Source organism: Achromobacter xylosoxidans (genome assembly GCF_014490035.1).
Taxonomy (GTDB): Bacteria; Pseudomonadota; Gammaproteobacteria; order Burkholderiales; family Burkholderiaceae_B; genus Achromobacter; species Achromobacter bronchisepticus_A.
In genome coordinates, this window is the sequence record NZ_CP061008.1 from 3077827 (window position 1) to 3093637 (window position 15811).

A 15811-nucleotide genomic window follows, 5' to 3' on the forward strand; every position below is an offset into this window, starting at 1 on the left:
ATGCGTCTTGACCTGGAAGCGAGATGATCCGAATCATACGTTTCATAGACCGCATCTCCACGTTTGTCGGGCAGGCCTTTGCCTGGTTGATCGTAGTCCTGACCTTGCATGTGTGTTGGGAGGTGGCCGCGCGCTACCTGTGGAACCAGCCCAGCGCCTGGGCGTTCGACATGCAGATGATGTATTACGGCATCCTGTTCATGATGGCGGGGGCCTATACCCTGGCCAAGAACGGACACGTGCGCGGAGACATCCTGTACGGCTTCCTGCCGCCGCGCGTGCAGGCGGCGCTGGACCTGATCCTGTACATCGTGTTCTTCTTCCCCGGCGTGATCGCGCTGGTGTGGGCGGGCTGGTACTACGCCGGCTACTCCATCGCCATCCGCGAGCATTCGTCGCTGATGGCCAACGGGCCGCCCATCTATCCCTTCAAGGCCTTCATCCCGATAGCCGGCGCGGTGCTGCTGGTGCAGGGCGTGGCGGAAGTGTTGCGCTGCGTACTGTGCCTGAAGCGCGGCGCCTGGCCCTCGCGCGAGGAGGACGTCGAGGAAGTGGACGTCGACAAGCTCAAGAAAATGGTGCATGTGAAGGACGAAGACATCGCCAAGCTGGACCGCTACGTCACCACCGGGGAGCCGCGCTCATGAAGATCCACAAGGCGCTGTGGTTCGGCCTGTCGTGCATCGGCCTGGTGCTGCTGATGATCGTGTTCCTGACGCCCTGGGACCATCTGACCACGGGGCATATCGGCCTCTTGATGCTGGCGCTTATCGTGGTCGCCATCATGCTGGGCTTTCCGACGGCGTTCACGTTGATGGGCATGGGGGTGTTGTTCACCTTCCTGGCGTACTACATGCAGAGTTCGGACGCGGCGCGTTCGGTCGGGCAGACGCTGGACCTGATGGTGCAGCGGACCTACGCCACGATGACCAACGACTCGCTGATTTCGATCCCGCTGTTCGTGTTCATGGGTTATCTGGTCGAACGCGCCAACCTGATCGAAAAGCTGTTCCGCTCCATGCACCTGGCGCTGGCGCGCCTGCCGGGCGCGCTGGCGGTGGCCACGCTGGCGACCTGCGCCATCTTCGCCACCGCCACGGGCATCGTGGGCGCCGTGGTCACGTTGATGGGCTTGCTGGCGATGCCGGCCATGCTGAAGGCCGGCTACAGCGTGCGCCTGACAGCCGGGTCGATCACGGCGGGCGGCTGCCTGGGCATCCTGCTGCCGCCTTCCGTGATGCTGATCGTGTACGGCGCGACCACCGGCGTGTCGGTGGTGCAGCTGTATGCCGGTGCGCTGTTCCCGGGCATCATGCTGGCGGTGCTGTACATGATCTACGTGATCATCGTGGCCAAGCTGCGCCCCGACATGGCGCCGCCCCTGCCCAAGGAAGAGCGCGGCGTGCCGTTGTCCCCGGAATCCGCGGCGCTGGCCTCCGGAGGCTACACGCGCGCCGTGTCCGGCATGCTGGCGGCCTTGTTCAAGGGTCGCCGCAACAAGGACGTGCCGCTGGGCTTTCTGATGCGCAACATGGCGCTGGCGATTGCGCCGCTGGCGGTTACGGTGCTGCTGGTGGCCGTGGTCTACCAGGCGACGACGCGGCCGGCGGTGGTATACGAGATCCCCGCCGAATTGCAGCTGGGATCGGGGGGATTCGATTCGGGCCTGAGCGAGCCGCCGTCGGACGGACTGGCGGAGCCGCCTTCGAACGAGCCGCCCGCGGCCGGCGGCCTGGCCGAGCCGCCGGGCACGCCCGCCGCGGCGCCAGCGGCCGCACCCGGGACGGCCGCCGCGCAGGCGCCGGCATCCGCCGACGAGAGTATCGCCGCGCCCCAGGGCTTCTGGATCTTCGCGGCCATATGCGCGGCCATCCTGGTGGCGTTCTATGCGATGCTGACCTGGGCGCGCATGGAAATCTTCAAGATGCTGATGGCGTCGTTCTTTCCGCTGGCCGTGATGATCGCGGCGGTGCTGGGCTCCATCGCCTTCGGCCTGGCCACGCCCAGCGAGGCCGCGGCCATGGGCGCCATGGGCGGTGCGCTGCTGGCGCTGGCGTACCGGCGGCTGAACCTGCCGGTGCTGCGCGAATCGGTGTACCTGACGGCCAAGACCAGCGCCATGGTGTGCTGGCTGTTCGTCGGCTCATCGATCTTCTCGGCGGCGTTCGCGCTGCTGGGCGGACAGCGCATCATCGAGGAATGGGTGCTGTCGCTGGGATTGTCGCAACTGCAGTTCCTGCTGCTGGCGCAGGTCATCATCTTCCTGCTGGGCTGGCCGCTGGAGTGGACCGAGATCATCGTGATCTTCATGCCCATCTTCGTGCCGCTGCTCAACACCTTCGGCATCGACCCGCTGTTCTTCGGCCTGTTGGTCGCGCTGAACCTGCAGACGGCCTTCCTGTCGCCCCCGGTCGCCATGTCGGCGTTCTACCTGAAGGGCGTGTCGCCGCCGCACGTGACGCTGAACCAGATCTTCCTGGGCATGATGCCGTTCATGGGGATCCAGGTGGTGGCGATCTTCCTGCTGTACGTGTTCCCGGGCATCGGCCTGTGGCTGCCGACGGTGCTGTACCGGTAAAAGGCGGGGGCGGCCGGCGCGCCGCCTCCCGAGCCGCCTTGCTTCAGCCCTCTGCCTGAATGTCGCGCCGGCCCAGGCCCGCCGAATAGCGGATGAGATAACCGTCCGGATCCTGCACCAGGAACTGGTGCACGCCTACCTCCGTGGTTCCGGCGCGATACCACTTTTCCTCGGGCTGCATGTACAGCGGCCAGCCGGTGACGCGCAAGGCATCGACGATCGGCATGATCGCGGGCACCTCGATCTGCAGATTGATTCCGCGTCCCAGGGGCGATTCCAGCGGGCCGGTGATCCAGTTCCTGCCGTGGCCATATTCCTCAAGCATGACCTGGGAGCCGTTCTTGTCCAGGTAGGCGAAACGGTCTTCCGGGCGGTCGTAGGCTATCGAGAACCCGCAAAGCCCGCACCAGAAATGCAGGCTTTTGTGGATGTCCGACACCAGCAGTTCGGGCACGACGCGGGCGGCGAAGAATTCGGAGGCGGGAAGGACGGGATAGGTCATGGCGTATATCTGCAGGAATGGCGCGCAGGAGGGCGGGGATCAAGGCCGCGGGAATCGGTCGGATCCAGCGGCAGGACGCGGCAGTGTATAGACGATGGTTTCGCGGTCGTAGTGGCATTCGCGCGACCGGAACGCAAACCCGAGCTTTTCCAGGACACGTACGGAGGCTTGGTTGTCGGGCCAGACAACCGCGACCAGTTCGGAAACTTCCGTCTCGCGCCAGGCGTACTCGCACAACTGCTTCGCTGCCTGGCTCGCATATCCCTTTCCCCAAGCCGCGCGTTGCAGCCGATAGGCAAGCTGGATGCTGTCCGTGCCAGCCAAAGGGACCAGACTCACCCAGCCCACGGCGGCGCCGTCTACTGTGATTGCCCAGTGGCCAAGCCTGGTCAGCGGTTCGCGCAGCCATGCCAGCAGCTCCTGCCGCCGCGCTTCGTCTGCAGGTTTGACGCCGGTGCTGTAGCGCATGACCTCGGGATCGGACTCCATGGCTAGCAGCATGGGGATGTCATCTTCCTGCATGCGGCGCAGGGTCACGCGGGAAGGCAAGGGCATGGATTCAGTCACTGATCGCTGAGATAGCCAGGATGATAGCGGTTCGAAGCCATCGATCCGTCTTGCATAGATATAGTTAGGTGCCTTACTATAATGGCATCGAGAATCACCAGGGCTGGATTACTCATGCAAGACCCGCAACACATGCTTGAACCCAAGCACCGCGCGCTGCTTGACGTCGCCGCCAGGCGCGGCCTGGCGTCGGCCGACGGCATAGCCCTTTGCTTTCAGCTGCTGTCGCTGGCCAACGCCATCGACCGCGATTGCGCTGCCCGGCTGGCGCCGCGCCAGTTGTCGGAAGGGAAGTTCGTGCTGCTGTTCCTGCTGCACGAGCAGGCCGACGGCATGTCGCCGCACGAGCTGGCCGATGGCGCGGGTGTCACGCGGGCCACGGTCACCGGCCTGCTGGACGGCCTGGAGCGCGATGGTTTCGTCTCGCGCCGCGCGGGCAAGGACGACCGGCGCAAGATCGTGGTGAAGCTGAGCGCCAAGGGGCGGGCCGAGGCCGCGCAGCTGTTCAAGACGCATACGGACTGGATAGGCGCCTTGTTCGCGGGCTTGGGCCCGGCGGACCGGGCCAGCTTGCGCGCGCTGCTGGGCAAGATCTGGCAGGGAACCGACGCGGGCCGGGCCGCGCGAAAGGAGACCACGCAATGACCAAGAAAGCAGCTGCTGCGCCGACGGGCCGGGGCGTGAAGGACATCAGCGCCGAACGCCTGGCGCAGTTGAACGCGGGCGAGCCGGCGCGCAACCTGACCGAATGCCTGGCGGTGGACTTTGCCGAATTGATGCAGGCAGCCGCGCCGCAGGTCGGCGCCGAAGCCATCGCCGTTCTGCGCGCGCAGGCTGCGACGGGAATCTCCAAGCGCATGGCCGTGGCGGCGCGGACGCTGCTGGACGGCCTGGGTGCGGACGCTTTCGAGCAACTGCGCGATCACCGCTCGGATACCATCCGGGGATGGGCCTGCTTCATGGTCGGCGCAATGCCGGACCTGAGCCTGGAGCAGCGGCTGGCGCTGATCCGGCCGCTGGCCGATGACGCGCATTTCGGCGTAAGGGAATGGGCCTGGTTGGCGCTGCGTCCGCAACTGGCGGCGGAACTGGCCGCTGCAGTGGAACTGCTGCGGCCCTGGACCGCGGATGCGTCCGAACGCGTGCGCCGGTTCGCCAGTGAATCGCTGCGGCCGCGTGGGGTCTGGTGCGCGCATATCGCGGCCTTGAAGGCCGATCCCGGCCGCGCGTTGCCGCTGCTGGAGCCGCTGCGGGCCGATCCGGCCGTCTATGTGCAGGACTCGGTGGCGAACTGGCTGAACGACGCCAGCAAGGACCAGCCGGACTGGGTGCGGGAGGTCTGCGCGCGCTGGTCCAAGGGCAGGCCGGCCGAGGCGACGCAGCGGATTTGCAAGCGCGCGCTGCGTTCCATCGGCGCCTAGCCGCGGGTATCGGCAGGTGCGCTTGCGCCAAGCCCGGCCGGCCAGCGACTACAGCTGGCTCATGCCCCCGTCCGCGATGATCTCCGTGCCCACGATGAAGGCGGACTCGGGCGAGGCCAGGTGCAGCACCGTGGAGGCGATTTCCTGCGGCGTGCCGAAGCGTCCCAGCGGCACCTGGGCGCGGATGCTGGCGGCGGTCTTCTCCAGCGCCGCCGCATCCAGACCCAGCTTGTCGTAGATCGGCGTGGCGACCGGCCCGGGGCTGATGACGTTAACGCGTATGCCGCGCGGCAGCAGCTCGGCCGACAAGGTCTTGGCCAGCGAAATCAGCGCGGCCTTGCTGGCGGCATAGATCGACGAGGCGGGCATGCCGATGCGGGCGTTGATCGAGCCGTTGAGCACGATGGACGCGCCCGGGTTGAGCAGCGGATCCAGCGCCTGCAACTGGAAGAAGGCGCCCTTGACGTTGGTCGAGAAGGTCTGGTCCCAGAGCGCTTCGGTGGCTTCGGCCAGCGGCGCGAAGCGGGCCACGCCGGCGTTGATGAAGACGGCGTCCAGGCGGATGCCGGCCTGGCGCAGTTCAGCCGCCAGCGCAGCGGGCGCGCCGGGGGCGCCGGCGTCGTTGCGCAGCGCCAGCGCGTGCGAGCCCAGGCTGGCGCGCACCTGCTTGAGCACCGCGGCGTCGCGGCCGGTGACGACAACACGGGCGCCTTCGGCGGCGAAGGCCTGGGCGGCGGCCAGGCCGATGCCGCTGGTGCCGCCGGTGATCAGGACGGTCTTCTGTTCGAAACGGTTCATGTCGGGCTCCTTGGAAGCCGGGGTGTGTCCTGCGCGTTTGCGGCGGGCGGGTTTGCCGCCATCCACGATAGATCAATCAGGGGCCCGGCGGGCGATTCGTTATAGTCATCGCTGACCGCGATCAATCTGCGGCAATGCGGCAAAGTCCGCGCACAACAGTCCAAGGGACGGGCATGGAAGAGACGACACTGAACTGGGCATCGCTGGTCGATGACCTGAACAAATTGCTGCGCCTGAAGACCACGGTCATCGGCATGAAGCTCTACGAGCGTGAAGACGAGATGGCCGCGGTCAAGGGCCTGCGGCGCCCGCAAGCCACGCACACCACCGACCAGATCGTGGGCATGGCCGCCAGGCTGGGCTGGACGGTGGGGATCACGGGCGACGACCTGGTCGGCGCGCAATGCCGCGCCGTGGTCGGCCTGGGGCCGCAGGACGAGGCCTGGAAGCGCGGCGAAGATTACGTGGGCGTCTGGCACGCCACGCAGGAAGACGCCCAGGCGCGCCAGGAGGCGCTGTCCTGTGTGCCGGCGGGCAAGTACCGCGGGCTGGTGGCGTCGCCGCTGGCGGCGGGTCGGCTGGACCCGCCGGACATCTGCCTGATCTACGCCACGCCGGGCCAGATGATCATCCTCATCAATGGCCTGCAATGGAAGAACTACCGGCGCTTCGACTGGAGCGTGGTGGGCGAAACGGCCTGTGCCGACTCCTGGGGCCGCGCGCTCGCCACCGGCGAGCCCAGCCTGTCCTTGCCCTGTTACGCCGAGCGTCGCTACGGCGGCGTGCCCGACGAGGAAATGCTGATGGCCTTGCCGCCGCGCTACCTGCCCATCGCCATCGAGGGCATGAAGGCGTTGTCGGCGAATGGCCTGCGCTACCCGATTCCGCCCTACGGCATCCAGAACGACGTGCGCGCCGGCATGGGCGTCAGCTACGCGCGCGTGCCCGCGTTCTCCAAGCCCTGATGGACGGCGGCGCGCAAGGCGCCCGCCAGCACGCGGGCGGCCGGTCCCAGCGGCTGGTCGATGCGGTGCGCCAGATAGGTTTCGCTGACCACCTGGCTGCCGCGCCCCAGGCTGTCGGTCGGCAGGCGCAGCAACCGGCCTTCGGCCAGGTCGCGCTCCACCTGCCAGTGGGGCAGCCGGCCCCAGCCCACGCCCGCCAGGATCAGCGCATGCTTGGTGTCCTGGCCGCTGACGCGGCAAGTCTGCGGCGACAGCACCGCGAAGTCCCGGCCCTGGGTCAGGGAGGAAGGGTCCATCTGCACGATCTGCACATGGTCGGCGAGTTCGGCCGGGCCCAGCGGCATGTCGGCGGCGACGCGCTGCGCCAGCGCATGCCCGGCGCCGACCACCGCCACCATCTGCACGGACGACAGCGCCTGCATCACGACGCGCGGATGGCGGAAATGGTCGCCCGCGACGATGGCCAGCGTATGGCTGCGCGTCAGCAGGGCTTCCACCGGGCCGCCCAGGGGCAGCACGGAAACGCGGACGGCGACGGACGGGTAGGCCGCGCGCAGGGCGTTCAGGGCGGCGCCTACGTCAGCGATCGGAAACAGCGTGTCCACCGCCAGCGACAGCTCCAGCTCCACGCCTTCGCCCAGGCCCTGGGCGCGGGCGCGCATGGCGTCCACGCGCAGCAGGATGTCGCGGGCGTTGACCAGCAGGGCTGCGCCTTGCGGCGTCATCACGGGCCGGTGGCCGCTACGGTCGAACAGGGTCACGCCCAGCTGCGCTTCCATGTTGGCGATGGCGTGGCTGACGGCCGATTGCACGCGCGCCAGGCGGCGCGCGGCCGCGCGGAAACTGCCGGCGTCGGCCACGGCGGCGAATACGCGCAACTGGTCCAGGGTCAGGGCGTCTATCATTCTGCCGGCTGATCTATCCAATCGATCAATTCCATCAAAAGATTATCACTTACCAGGATCGGTTTGCGCTGGCATCCTGGCTGGGTCGTAGAACAAGGGAGACAAGGATGGGCAAGGAAGGAACGCGCTGGTCGGCGGTGCTGGCCATCGTGGGGGCTGGGGTGGTTGCGGCGCTGCAAGTGGGCAAGGTCATCATCGCCGCGCCCTTGCTGCGCAAGGACATGGGGCTGGACCTGGCCTCCATCGGGGCGCTGGCCGCGGTGTTCTCGATCCTGGGCCTGGTCGGCGGCATTGCCGCGGGCGGGGTCATCAACCGCTACGGCGCGCGGCGCATGCTGCTGGCGGGCCTGGCGGCGACGGCGGTAGGCTCCGTGATGGGCGCCATGGCGACCGCCTACAGCGTCCTGCTGGTCTCGCGGGTGGTGGAGGGGCTGGGCTTTCTGATGATTACCGTGGCCGGACCCGCGGCCCTGCAACGCATGGTGTCGGCCGCCACCCGCGACTTCGCCTTCGCGCTGTGGAGCTGTTACATGCCGGCCGGGATGGCGATTGCGATGCTGGCCTCGCAGGCCTTCAGCGGCTGGCAGGCCTATTGGTGGTGCGCGGGCGCGGCGGTGCTGGTGGCCATGGTGTGCGTGGCGGCGCTGGCGCCGGCCACGCCGGGCGGCGCCAGCCTGTCGTGGCGGGGATTGCGGCAGGACACGGCCGATACCATGGGCGCGCCCGGTCCGCGCCTGCTGGCGCTGTCGTTCACGCTTTACAGCCTGATGTTCTTCGCGCTGTTCACGTTCTTGCCCGTGCTGCTGACCGAACAGCTGGGCCTGCCGCTGGCGACCGCCGGCCTGTACAGCGCCATCGCCAGCGCCGCCAACGTGGTCGGCAACCTGGGCGCGGGCGTGCTGCTGGCGCGCGGTTGGCGGCGTTCCACCCTGATCGCCTGCGCCAGCCTGGTCATGGGCGCGGTGGCGCTGCTGATCTTCCGCTCGGTGCTGCCGGCCATGCCCACCTTCCTGCTGTGCGTGCTGTTCTCGGCCGTGGGCGGACTGATACCGGCCACGCTGCTGGGCACGGCGCCGTTGCTGGCGCCGCGGCCGGCGCTGACGCCGGCTTCGGTGGGGCTGGTGATGCAGGGCAGCGGCCTGGGGCAGGTGATCGGCCCGGTGGCGGTGGGCGGCGCGATCGACCGCTACGGCTGGTCGGTGGCGTCGCTTATCGTCGCGGCCGCCGGATTGGGTGGGGTGTTTCTGGCGTGGCGCTTGCGGCGCCTCAAAGGTCCGGGGATGTAGGCGGCGCGGATCGCGCGGTGGTGTCACGAGCCAGGCATATCATGGGAACTTGTCCTGAAATGGAGCCACCATGCCTACGCCTGCCCCCAGCCTGGTCATCTTCGACTGCGACGGCGTCCTGATCGATAGCGAGATCATCGCGGCGCGCGCCCAATCGCGGGCGCTGGCCGAGCATGGCATCGCCATCACGCCCGAGGACGCCGCGCGCCGCTTCGCCGGCATTCCCGACGCGGACATGTGGCGGACCCTGCAACAGGAAAACGCCCGCAGCTTGCCCGAAGGCTTTGCGCGCGAATACGCGGACGGGCTGGAAGCCATCTTCCGCCAGGAATTGCGCGCGCTGCCCGGCGCGCTGCAGACGGTTCGCATGCTGCGCGAGCGCAGCCTGCAGGTCTGCGTGGCCTCCAGCAGCACGCCGCCCAAACTGGAGGCGGCCCTGAAGCTGGTGGGTCTTTGGGACGAGTTCACGCCCAATATATTCAGCACCGCGCAGGTCGCGCACGGCAAGCCGGCGCCGGACGTGTTTCTCTTTGCCGCCCGGCAGATGCGCACGGCAATCCTGGATTGCGTGGTGGTGGAGGACAGCGTCCCCGGCGTGCGCGCCGCCCGCGCCGCGCGCATGCGCGCCATCGGCTACGTGGGCGCTACGCATAACGGGCCGGACCAGCGCCAGCGCTTGCTGGACGAAGGCGCATCGGACGTCATCGACGATCTGCGGCGCTTGCCGGAATTGCTGTTGGACTAGGGAGCGCGCGCCTATGCCGCCGCAGGCACGGGCTCCGGCTTGACCCGCACGGCGCGCAGCACGCCCACCATCAGGCAGGCGATGCCGATCAGCGTCAGCGGCTGGGGCATCTGTCCGCGCAGGATGTAGGCATAGGCCAGCGCCGCCAACGTTTCGAACACGATCAATTGCCCCGCCAGCGCGGTGGGCAGGCGCTGGCTGGCTTCGTTCCAGCACAAGGTGCCCAGCCAGGACGCGAACAGGCCGATGATGGCCATCAAGGCCAGGAAGACCTCGGGCCTGGGGCCGGCTGGCATGGGAAAGGCGCTGCCGGACACCGCCATGCCTGCCCATAGGACCGCATAGCCCGCCAGCGCCAGCGGCAACGTCGCCACGCCCTGGGCGGTGGCCCAGGTGCGCGGGCTGCGGTCGGGATGAGCGCGCAGCCAGTCCGCGTTGCGCAGCGGATACCAGGTCCAGCAGGCCACCGCGCCCAGCGCCAGCAGCGCGCCGATGGCGTAGCGCGACATGTCGGCGTCGGCATCCTGGCGCAAGGCCTGCAATTCGACCTGATTGACGCAGGCAATGCCCAGCGCGATCAAGGCCAGCGCGGGCGCCAGCCGCTTCCAGGGCAGCCGGCCGTCACGGCGCGCGTTGCGCAGGTTGGCGCTGATGGCGATGACCACCGGCAGCGTACCGATGATCATGGTGGGCAACGGGCCGCCCGCGCGCTGGATGGCGCTGGCCAGGCACAGGTAGTAGAGCAGGTTGCCGATGGCGGCGAGCTTCAGCGCCTCGATCCAGTCGGCGCGCTGCAACTGGCGCAGGCCGCGGCGGTCCAGCCAGGCCAGCGGCAGGGCGATCAGGCCGAACGCCAGGTAGCGCGCCACGGATTGCAGCGCGGCAGGGTATTCCGGCAGCAACAGGGGGCCAACGAACACCAGCCCCCACATCAGGCCGGCGGCCAGGGCATAAAGGGTTCCAGCCCACATACGACGTCGCTCCAGGTCACGAATGGCGGCAGTCTAGCCAGCGGGCGGGCGGCGCGTCTTGTACCAGATTGCGGTGCGGAGTTCAGGCGCGGACTTGCTTCTGATAACGGGCGGGTGTGACGCCGTAGCGGCGCGAGAAGGCGCGAGTCAGGTGGGCCTGATCGGTCAGCCCCGAGGCCAGCGCCACCTGGGCCGGCGATTCGCCGGCGGCCAGCCGGCGCTTGGCCTCGAACAGCCGCAGCGCCATCAGCATCTGCTGCGGCGTGGCGTGGTACTGCGCCTGGAAGCTGCGCAGAAAATGAAAAGAGCTGAGCCCGGCCACGGCCGCGAGTTCATCCAGCGTCAGGCGGTGGGCCAGATTGGCGCGCAGGTAGTCGATGACGGGCGCGAAGCGCGGCGCGCCTTCGTCACGGGCCGCCCGCGGCACGCGCGCGTGGCGGCGGAATTCAGCCAGCAGCGCGTACAAGGCGCTATCGAAAGCCAGCGGTTCGCGCGCCTGCCACAAGGTGTCCAGCAGCGCGGTGACGCGCTGCGCGCCGGCCGCGTCATGGCCGACGGCCGTATCGAACCACCAGCCGCTTTCGCCGGTGACGCGGGCCACCACGTCGGGGTCCAGGTAGACCATGTGGTAGCGCCAGCCACCCTCGGTTTCGGCGCGGCCGGTGTGCAATTCATCGGGGTTCATCAGCACCACCGAGCCCGAGGGCGCCAGATGCTCCGCGCCGCGGTAACGGAAGCGCTCGACGCCGGACTCGATCGCGCCCAGCCCGTAGGCTTCATGGGTGTGAGGTTCGAAGGCGTAGCGGATGATGTGCGCGCGGTACAGCTCCACGCCGGGCAGGTGCGCCGCCTGCCGGAACTCGGCGCGGTCGCCGGGATGCTCGAACGCCTGCGGCACGCCCGGCATGACGGGCGCGGCCAGGTCGGACGGGACATGATCGGCGGGGCGCATGGAGGGATTTAAGCATGCCGGCCGGGTCCGCGGCGCCCGGACCGGCGCGCCTAGGAGTCGGACATGTCGCGCGCCCGCGCCAGCAGCAGTTCCCGCTCGCGCGCATTGCGCGTCATGCCGGCCGCGCGTTCGAACTCGGCGCGCGCTTCGGCGCGACGCCCCAGCTTGGCCAGCAGGTCCGCGCGCACGCTGGGCAGCCAATGGTAATTGGCCAGGGCGGGCTCCTCGGCCAAATGGTCGGCCAGGTCCAGCCCGGCCTGGGGGCCGAAGGCCATGCCCACGGCCACGGCGCGGTTCAGCTCCACCACCGGCGAGGGCATGGCTTGCGCCAGCGCGTCGTACAAGGCCACGATGCGCGGCCAGTCGGTGTCCTCGGGCGTACGCGCGCGGGCATGGCAGGCGGCCAGCTCGGCCTGCAAGGCGTAAGGGCCGCGCGGCGCGCCCAGGCTGTCCGACAGCGCCAACGCCGCCAGCCCGCGGCGGATCAGCAAGGGATCCCAGCGGCCGCGGTCCTGCTCCATCAGCAGGACGGGGCGGCCTTGCGCGTCGGTGCGGGCATGCAGGCGAGAGGCCTGCAATTCCATCAGCGCCGCCAGTCCATGGACTTCGCTTTCGCCCGGCGCCAGCTGGGTCAGGATGCGGCCCAGGCGCAGCGCTTCGTCGCACAGCGCCGGGCGCATCCAGTCATCGCCCGAAGTGGCCGAATAGCCCTCGTTGAATATCAGGTAGATGACTTCCAGCACCGACGCCAGGCGCGGCGCGCGCTCCTCGGCCCGCGGGACTTCAAACGGCACGTTGGCCGCGGACAGGCTGCGTTTGGCGCGCACGATGCGCTGCGCGATGGTGGATTCGGATGCCAGGAAGGCGCGCGCGATCTCGGCCGTGGTCAGCCCGCCCAAGAGGCGCAGGGTGAGCGCCACGCGCGCCTCGGTGGACAGCAGCGGATGGCAGGCCGTGAACACCAGCCGCAGCAGGTCGTCGCCGATGTCGTCCTGGCGCGCGGCGTCCAGCGCGTCGACGAAATCAGGTTCGACGTCGGCCTGCAGGGCCTCCAGCTCGTGCCCGATCTGCTCGTGCTTGCGCGTATGCAGCGCGTCCAGCCGCAGGCGGTCGCGCGCGCGATTCTTGGCGGTAGTCATCAGCCACGCTCCCGGGTTGTCCGGCACGCCGGTTTCGGGCCAGCGTTCCAGGGCGGCGACCAAGGCATCCTGCGCCAGCTCTTCAGCCAGTCCGACGTCGCGCACCAGGCGCGCGACGCCGGCGATGACGCTGGCGGACTCGATCCGCCAGACCGCCTCGATGGCGCGATGCACGGCCTCCCGCGTCATGCGTTGGGCACTTCGCCGGGGACCATGTAAATCAGCTCCCACACATGGCCGTCCAGGTCCTCGAAACCATGGGCGTACATGAAGCCGTGATCCTGCGGCTGGCGCGGAGCGGTGCCGCCGGCGGCGAGCGCGCGCTTCACCTGTTCGTCAACTTCGGCGCGGCTGTCGCAGGACAGCGCGATCAGCACCTCGGTGGTCTTGGTGGCGTCGGCCACCGGCTTGCCGGTGAAGGTCTGGAAAAAGTCCTTCACCAGCAGCATGACGTAGATGCTGTCGCTCACGACCATGCAGGCGCCCTGGTCGTTGGTGAACTGCGGATTGAAGCTGAAGCCCAGGCTCTTGAAGAAAGCCTGCGATTTCTGCATGTCGTTGATGGGGAGATTGACGAAGATCTGGTTGTGCATGATGTTCCCGCTTCCTTTTTAGTGTGAGTCCTGGCGCCTTTCTGCCAGGGTCTTGAGGTTGGCCAGCCCGTCTTCGAAGTCCTTCCCGACCATGCTGTCCATGTTGAAAAAGAGATGCATCAGTTTGGCGACGTAGTTCAGCCGGCCTTCCATGGCCCAGGTGACTTGTGTGCCGTCGCCGGCCGGCGTCAGGGTGAAGTTGACCTGGTTGACGGCGGAGAAGGGCTTCACGAAGGTCAGCCGCAAGGCCACGGACGAATCCGGCACGGCCGTTTCGATCTGCATTTCACCCACGCCCACTTCCTTGCTTTCCCAGGCGTAGGTTGCGCCCGGGCCCGCCGTCACGGCGCCATAGGTGCCCTTGATCGCCGGATCTTTCTTTTCGTAGGGGTTCCAGGTGTTGAACGCGTGCAGGTCATTGATCAGCGGGAACACGCGCGCCGGCGGCGCCTGGATGCGCGCGCTGCGTTCGACGCGGAAGGTGTCCGGGCGCGTGGCCGCGTAGGCCAGCACCAGCGCGATGGCGGCCAGGACGATGAGCAACAAGGTTTTCAGCATGAATCAGGTCCGTTGATGGTGAAGGCGGCGAGCGTGCTCATTGGCCGTTGCCGGGTATCTGCCGGAAGCGTTCGACGCCCTCGCTGGGGCCGAAGTCGTCCAGCTCGAAGACCTGGCGCACTTCGACGGCGCAGGACTGGCCGGGGAAAGGCTGGGGAAAGCGCAGCGCCCATTGCATGGCTTCCTCGCGCGAGCGCACCTGGATCATGGTGTAGCCGGCGATCAGCTCCTTGGTCTCGGCGAACGGGCCGTCGACCACCGTGCGCTGATCCTTGTCGTACTGCACTCGCCAGCCCTTGGAGGAGGGGTGCAAGCCATTGGCGTCCAACAGCACGCCAGCCTTGGCCAGCGCCTCGTGATAGGACGCCATGGCGCCCAGCAGGCTTTCCTGCGGCATCACGCCGGCTTCACTGTCCGCCGTGGCGCGGACGATGATCATGTATCGCATTCCTGTGACTCCTGGATTCGGTAAACAAGGCCCGAAGGGGGGCTTGTACTGGCACGACGAACGGCAAGACGCGAAATCGACAGAAAAATGATGAACCTAGGGTAAGTACCAGGAAAATGGGTCCGCACACGGTTACAAAGGTACAGCCCTGGTTGCAGCGCGCCTCCATACACTCGCAGCGTCCACAACTTTGAACACCGATATGAAGATCCTGTGCAGTCTTGCCTTGCTGGCTTCCTTGCTGACGGGCTGTGCCGTCTATACCCCGAGCGGCGCGGTCATCGTCGATCCCCACGACGGCGGCGGCCGTGGCGGTTTCTGTCCGCCGGGCCAGGCCAAGAAAGGGAACTGTTGAATCGTGCGGCTGGCGCGCGCCAGCCGCCGGTCCAGCATGGGCCCTGTGCCTACATGAAGCACGGGCCCAGTTCGCGGACCTCCACCGTGGCCCATTGCGCGGCCGGGCACTCGGCCGCCAGCGCCAGCGCTTCTTCCCGGCTATCGCAGTTCAGCAGGAAGAAGCCGCCTATCATTTCCTTGGCCTCGGCATAGGGGCCATCCACCAGGGAACGTTCGCCGTCGCGGATGCGCAGGCGCACGGCTTCCGACTCGGACTTCAAGGATTCCGCGCGCGCCAACAGGCCGCGCGAACTCAGGTCTTCCGCATAGCGCAGCATTTGCGCATAGGCTTCGCGGCCCTCTTCGGGCGTGCGCTGGGCGCGCTGGCCCACCGGTTCGACGATGAAAAGCAGATAGGACATGGGATCTTCCAGTACGGACTGCCGATAAGGTTCGCCAGATTACCGCTATTTGTTGCGCCGGTGCCATCTTGCAATACACGCCCCAGCGTTCTTTGTAAGCAGAGGTAGACGGGGCTTATCCATCGTCCCGCAGCACTGCCGCTCCCGTGCGGGGATTCACCAGCGTGACGTTCTCCAGCGCCTGGATGCGCCAGGCGCCGGCCTGCCGCGTCAGCACGGCAAGAATCATCGTGTCGACGGCATGCACGCCCGCCGGATGGGCAGCGCCGGCCGAGAGGCGGCTCCAGAAGTGCACGATCGCCGCATCGCCGCCTACCGGCGTCACGTCGACGAGTTCGTTCGCCAGCGTGGAATCGCTATAGATGGTGGAGTGGATGGGGGCATGCATCTTGACGATTTCCTCGACGCCGCGCACATAGTGGCCGAACCGGTTCACAAATGTCGCGTCCTCATGGAACAGCGCGCCCAGCGCCTGCATGTCGTGGTCGTTCCAGGCCGCCTGGAACGCGCCTGGAATGTCCTCGGGATTCCGCATCTGTGTCATGTGGGTTGTCGCCAGTGTCTGTATAAAGAGAGGACGCCGTGCCTCGCGCCGTCATGCATAGCCGCAAGCATGAATAATGCG

Annotated in this window: 20 protein-coding genes; 8 read left to right on the plus strand and 12 right to left on the minus strand. The window is 67.8% G+C overall.

Annotation, left to right across the window (positions count from 1 at the left end; all coding sequences use genetic code 11):
- Nucleotides 1–23 precede the first annotated feature (23 nt).
- Complete coding sequence (locus tag IAG39_RS14365; RefSeq protein ID WP_059380141.1) at nt 24–647, plus strand: TRAP transporter small permease subunit; 624 nt, start codon at nt 24–26, stop codon at nt 645–647.
- Complete coding sequence (locus tag IAG39_RS14370; RefSeq protein WP_187774105.1) at nt 644–2578, plus strand: TRAP transporter large permease subunit; 1935 nt, start codon at nt 644–646, stop codon at nt 2576–2578. Before IAG39_RS14365 ends, IAG39_RS14370 begins: the two co-directional genes overlap by 4 nt.
- A 43-nt stretch (nt 2579–2621) precedes the next feature.
- Here the strand turns inward: IAG39_RS14370 and IAG39_RS14375 are convergent, their stop codons facing one another.
- Together IAG39_RS14375 and IAG39_RS14380 are read right to left on the minus strand one after the other, a co-directional pair.
- Entirely contained in the window at nt 2622–3080 is a 459-nt protein-coding gene (locus IAG39_RS14375) for a bleomycin resistance protein (protein WP_165867927.1), read from the minus strand.
- A gap of 39 nt (nt 3081–3119) precedes the next feature.
- On the minus strand, nt 3120–3635 hold the full coding sequence (locus IAG39_RS14380) for a GNAT family N-acetyltransferase (protein WP_059380138.1): 516 nt from the start codon (nt 3633–3635) through the stop codon (nt 3120–3122).
- A 126-nt stretch (nt 3636–3761) separates the two neighbouring features.
- On the opposite strand from IAG39_RS14380, the gene IAG39_RS14385 reads away from it, so the two are divergent.
- Both IAG39_RS14385 and IAG39_RS14390 read left to right on the plus strand, forming a co-directional pair.
- Complete coding sequence (locus tag IAG39_RS14385) at nt 3762–4292, plus strand: MarR family winged helix-turn-helix transcriptional regulator (RefSeq protein ID WP_223283469.1); 531 nt, start codon at nt 3762–3764, stop codon at nt 4290–4292.
- Entirely contained in the window at nt 4289–5068 is a 780-nt protein-coding gene (locus IAG39_RS14390; RefSeq protein WP_059380136.1) for a HEAT repeat domain-containing protein, read from the plus strand. The genes IAG39_RS14385 and IAG39_RS14390 overlap by 4 nt, the downstream gene beginning before the upstream one ends.
- Nucleotides 5069–5116: 48 nt before the next feature.
- On the opposite strand, the gene IAG39_RS14395 is transcribed toward IAG39_RS14390, so the two are convergent.
- The gene (locus IAG39_RS14395) at nt 5117–5866 is read right to left on the minus strand and encodes an SDR family oxidoreductase (protein WP_054456432.1); all 750 of its coding nucleotides are present in this window, start codon (nt 5864–5866) and stop codon (nt 5117–5119) included.
- Nucleotides 5867–6039: 173 nt separating this feature from the next.
- Between IAG39_RS14395 and IAG39_RS14400 the strand changes: the two genes are divergently transcribed.
- Nucleotides 6040–6831: a DUF169 domain-containing protein gene (locus IAG39_RS14400; RefSeq protein WP_118933950.1), complete on the plus strand. Its 792-nt coding sequence runs from the start codon at nt 6040–6042 to the stop codon at nt 6829–6831.
- Here IAG39_RS14400 and IAG39_RS14405 read toward each other — a convergent pair.
- The gene (locus tag IAG39_RS14405) at nt 6798–7736 is read right to left on the minus strand and encodes a LysR family transcriptional regulator (protein WP_118933949.1); all 939 of its coding nucleotides are present in this window, start codon (nt 7734–7736) and stop codon (nt 6798–6800) included. The two genes, IAG39_RS14400 and IAG39_RS14405, sit on opposite strands and share 34 nt — an antisense overlap.
- A gap of 107 nt (nt 7737–7843) precedes the next feature.
- Here IAG39_RS14405 and IAG39_RS14410 point away from each other — a divergent pair, with 107 nt between their 5' ends.
- Both IAG39_RS14410 and IAG39_RS14415 read left to right on the plus strand, forming a co-directional pair.
- Nucleotides 7844–9022: a CynX/NimT family MFS transporter gene (locus IAG39_RS14410; RefSeq protein ID WP_118933948.1), complete on the plus strand. Its 1179-nt coding sequence runs from the start codon at nt 7844–7846 to the stop codon at nt 9020–9022.
- Between the two features lie 70 nt (nt 9023–9092).
- Nucleotides 9093–9767, plus strand: coding sequence for an HAD family hydrolase (locus IAG39_RS14415; protein WP_118933947.1), 675 nt, complete (start codon nt 9093–9095; stop codon nt 9765–9767).
- A gap of 11 nt (nt 9768–9778) precedes the next feature.
- Here the strand turns inward: IAG39_RS14415 and IAG39_RS14420 are convergent, their stop codons facing one another.
- From IAG39_RS14420 to IAG39_RS14445, 6 genes are all read right to left on the minus strand, one after another.
- Entirely contained in the window at nt 9779–10738 is a 960-nt protein-coding gene (locus IAG39_RS14420; protein WP_059380131.1) for a DMT family transporter, read from the minus strand.
- An 82-nt stretch (nt 10739–10820) separates the two neighbouring features.
- Entirely contained in the window at nt 10821–11690 is an 870-nt protein-coding gene (locus tag IAG39_RS14425; RefSeq protein ID WP_223283468.1) for an AraC family transcriptional regulator, read from the minus strand.
- 50 nt (nt 11691–11740) lie between these two features.
- Complete coding sequence (locus tag IAG39_RS14430; RefSeq protein WP_059380130.1) at nt 11741–13018, minus strand: RNA polymerase sigma factor; 1278 nt, start codon at nt 13016–13018, stop codon at nt 11741–11743.
- Nucleotides 13015–13422 carry a VOC family protein gene (locus tag IAG39_RS14435; RefSeq protein ID WP_059380129.1) on the minus strand — a complete coding sequence of 136 codons (408 nt, stop codon included), beginning with the start codon at nt 13420–13422 and terminating at the stop codon, nt 13015–13017. The genes IAG39_RS14430 and IAG39_RS14435 overlap by 4 nt, the downstream gene beginning before the upstream one ends.
- Nucleotides 13423–13440: 18 nt before the next feature.
- Nucleotides 13441–13980 carry an SRPBCC family protein gene (locus IAG39_RS14440; protein ID WP_059380128.1) on the minus strand — a complete coding sequence of 180 codons (540 nt, stop codon included), beginning with the start codon at nt 13978–13980 and terminating at the stop codon, nt 13441–13443.
- Nucleotides 13981–14017: 37 nt separating this feature from the next.
- The gene (locus IAG39_RS14445; RefSeq protein WP_059380127.1) at nt 14018–14428 is read right to left on the minus strand and encodes a YciI family protein; all 411 of its coding nucleotides are present in this window, start codon (nt 14426–14428) and stop codon (nt 14018–14020) included.
- 202 nt (nt 14429–14630) lie between these two features.
- Between IAG39_RS14445 and IAG39_RS14450 the strand changes: the two genes are divergently transcribed.
- A complete protein-coding gene (locus IAG39_RS14450; protein ID WP_165867926.1) occupies nt 14631–14783 on the plus strand; it encodes a hypothetical protein in 153 nt (50 codons plus the stop codon).
- 49 nt (nt 14784–14832) lie between these two features.
- Here the strand turns inward: IAG39_RS14450 and IAG39_RS14455 are convergent, their stop codons facing one another.
- Complete coding sequence (locus IAG39_RS14455; RefSeq protein WP_059380126.1) at nt 14833–15186, minus strand: YciI family protein; 354 nt, start codon at nt 15184–15186, stop codon at nt 14833–14835.
- A gap of 115 nt (nt 15187–15301) precedes the next feature.
- Complete coding sequence (locus tag IAG39_RS14460; RefSeq protein WP_118933946.1) at nt 15302–15730, minus strand: SgcJ/EcaC family oxidoreductase; 429 nt, start codon at nt 15728–15730, stop codon at nt 15302–15304.
- Nucleotides 15731–15811: the final 81 nt, after the last annotated feature.

Excerpts from the sequence above, each read along its gene's own strand:
- IAG39_RS14365 (WP_059380141.1), top strand. The coding sequence starts at position 24 with ATGATCCGAATCATACGTTTCATAGACCGCATCTCCACGTTTGTCGGG.
- IAG39_RS14370 (WP_187774105.1), top strand. The coding sequence starts at position 644 with ATGAAGATCCACAAGGCGCTGTGGTTCGGCCTGTCGTGCATCGGCCTG.
- IAG39_RS14375 (WP_165867927.1), bottom strand. The coding sequence starts at position 3,080 with ATGACCTATCCCGTCCTTCCCGCCTCCGAATTCTTCGCCGCCCGCGTC.
- IAG39_RS14380 (WP_059380138.1), bottom strand. The coding sequence starts at position 3,635 with ATGCCCTTGCCTTCCCGCGTGACCCTGCGCCGCATGCAGGAAGATGAC.
- IAG39_RS14385 (WP_223283469.1), top strand. The coding sequence starts at position 3,762 with ATGCAAGACCCGCAACACATGCTTGAACCCAAGCACCGCGCGCTGCTT.
- IAG39_RS14390 (WP_059380136.1), top strand. The coding sequence starts at position 4,289 with ATGACCAAGAAAGCAGCTGCTGCGCCGACGGGCCGGGGCGTGAAGGAC.
- IAG39_RS14395 (WP_054456432.1), bottom strand. The coding sequence starts at position 5,866 with ATGAACCGTTTCGAACAGAAGACCGTCCTGATCACCGGCGGCACCAGC.
- IAG39_RS14400 (WP_118933950.1), top strand. The coding sequence starts at position 6,040 with ATGGAAGAGACGACACTGAACTGGGCATCGCTGGTCGATGACCTGAAC.
- IAG39_RS14405 (WP_118933949.1), bottom strand. The coding sequence starts at position 7,736 with ATGATAGACGCCCTGACCCTGGACCAGTTGCGCGTATTCGCCGCCGTG.
- IAG39_RS14410 (WP_118933948.1), top strand. The coding sequence starts at position 7,844 with ATGGGCAAGGAAGGAACGCGCTGGTCGGCGGTGCTGGCCATCGTGGGG.
- IAG39_RS14415 (WP_118933947.1), top strand. The coding sequence starts at position 9,093 with ATGCCTACGCCTGCCCCCAGCCTGGTCATCTTCGACTGCGACGGCGTC.
- IAG39_RS14420 (WP_059380131.1), bottom strand. The coding sequence starts at position 10,738 with ATGTGGGCTGGAACCCTTTATGCCCTGGCCGCCGGCCTGATGTGGGGG.
- IAG39_RS14425 (WP_223283468.1), bottom strand. The coding sequence starts at position 11,690 with ATGCGCCCCGCCGATCATGTCCCGTCCGACCTGGCCGCGCCCGTCATG.
- IAG39_RS14430 (WP_059380130.1), bottom strand. The coding sequence starts at position 13,018 with ATGACGCGGGAGGCCGTGCATCGCGCCATCGAGGCGGTCTGGCGGATC.
- IAG39_RS14435 (WP_059380129.1), bottom strand. The coding sequence starts at position 13,422 with ATGCACAACCAGATCTTCGTCAATCTCCCCATCAACGACATGCAGAAA.
- IAG39_RS14440 (WP_059380128.1), bottom strand. The coding sequence starts at position 13,980 with ATGCTGAAAACCTTGTTGCTCATCGTCCTGGCCGCCATCGCGCTGGTG.
- IAG39_RS14445 (WP_059380127.1), bottom strand. The coding sequence starts at position 14,428 with ATGCGATACATGATCATCGTCCGCGCCACGGCGGACAGTGAAGCCGGC.
- IAG39_RS14450 (WP_165867926.1), top strand. The coding sequence starts at position 14,631 with ATGAAGATCCTGTGCAGTCTTGCCTTGCTGGCTTCCTTGCTGACGGGC.
- IAG39_RS14455 (WP_059380126.1), bottom strand. The coding sequence starts at position 15,186 with ATGTCCTATCTGCTTTTCATCGTCGAACCGGTGGGCCAGCGCGCCCAG.
- IAG39_RS14460 (WP_118933946.1), bottom strand. The coding sequence starts at position 15,730 with ATGACACAGATGCGGAATCCCGAGGACATTCCAGGCGCGTTCCAGGCG.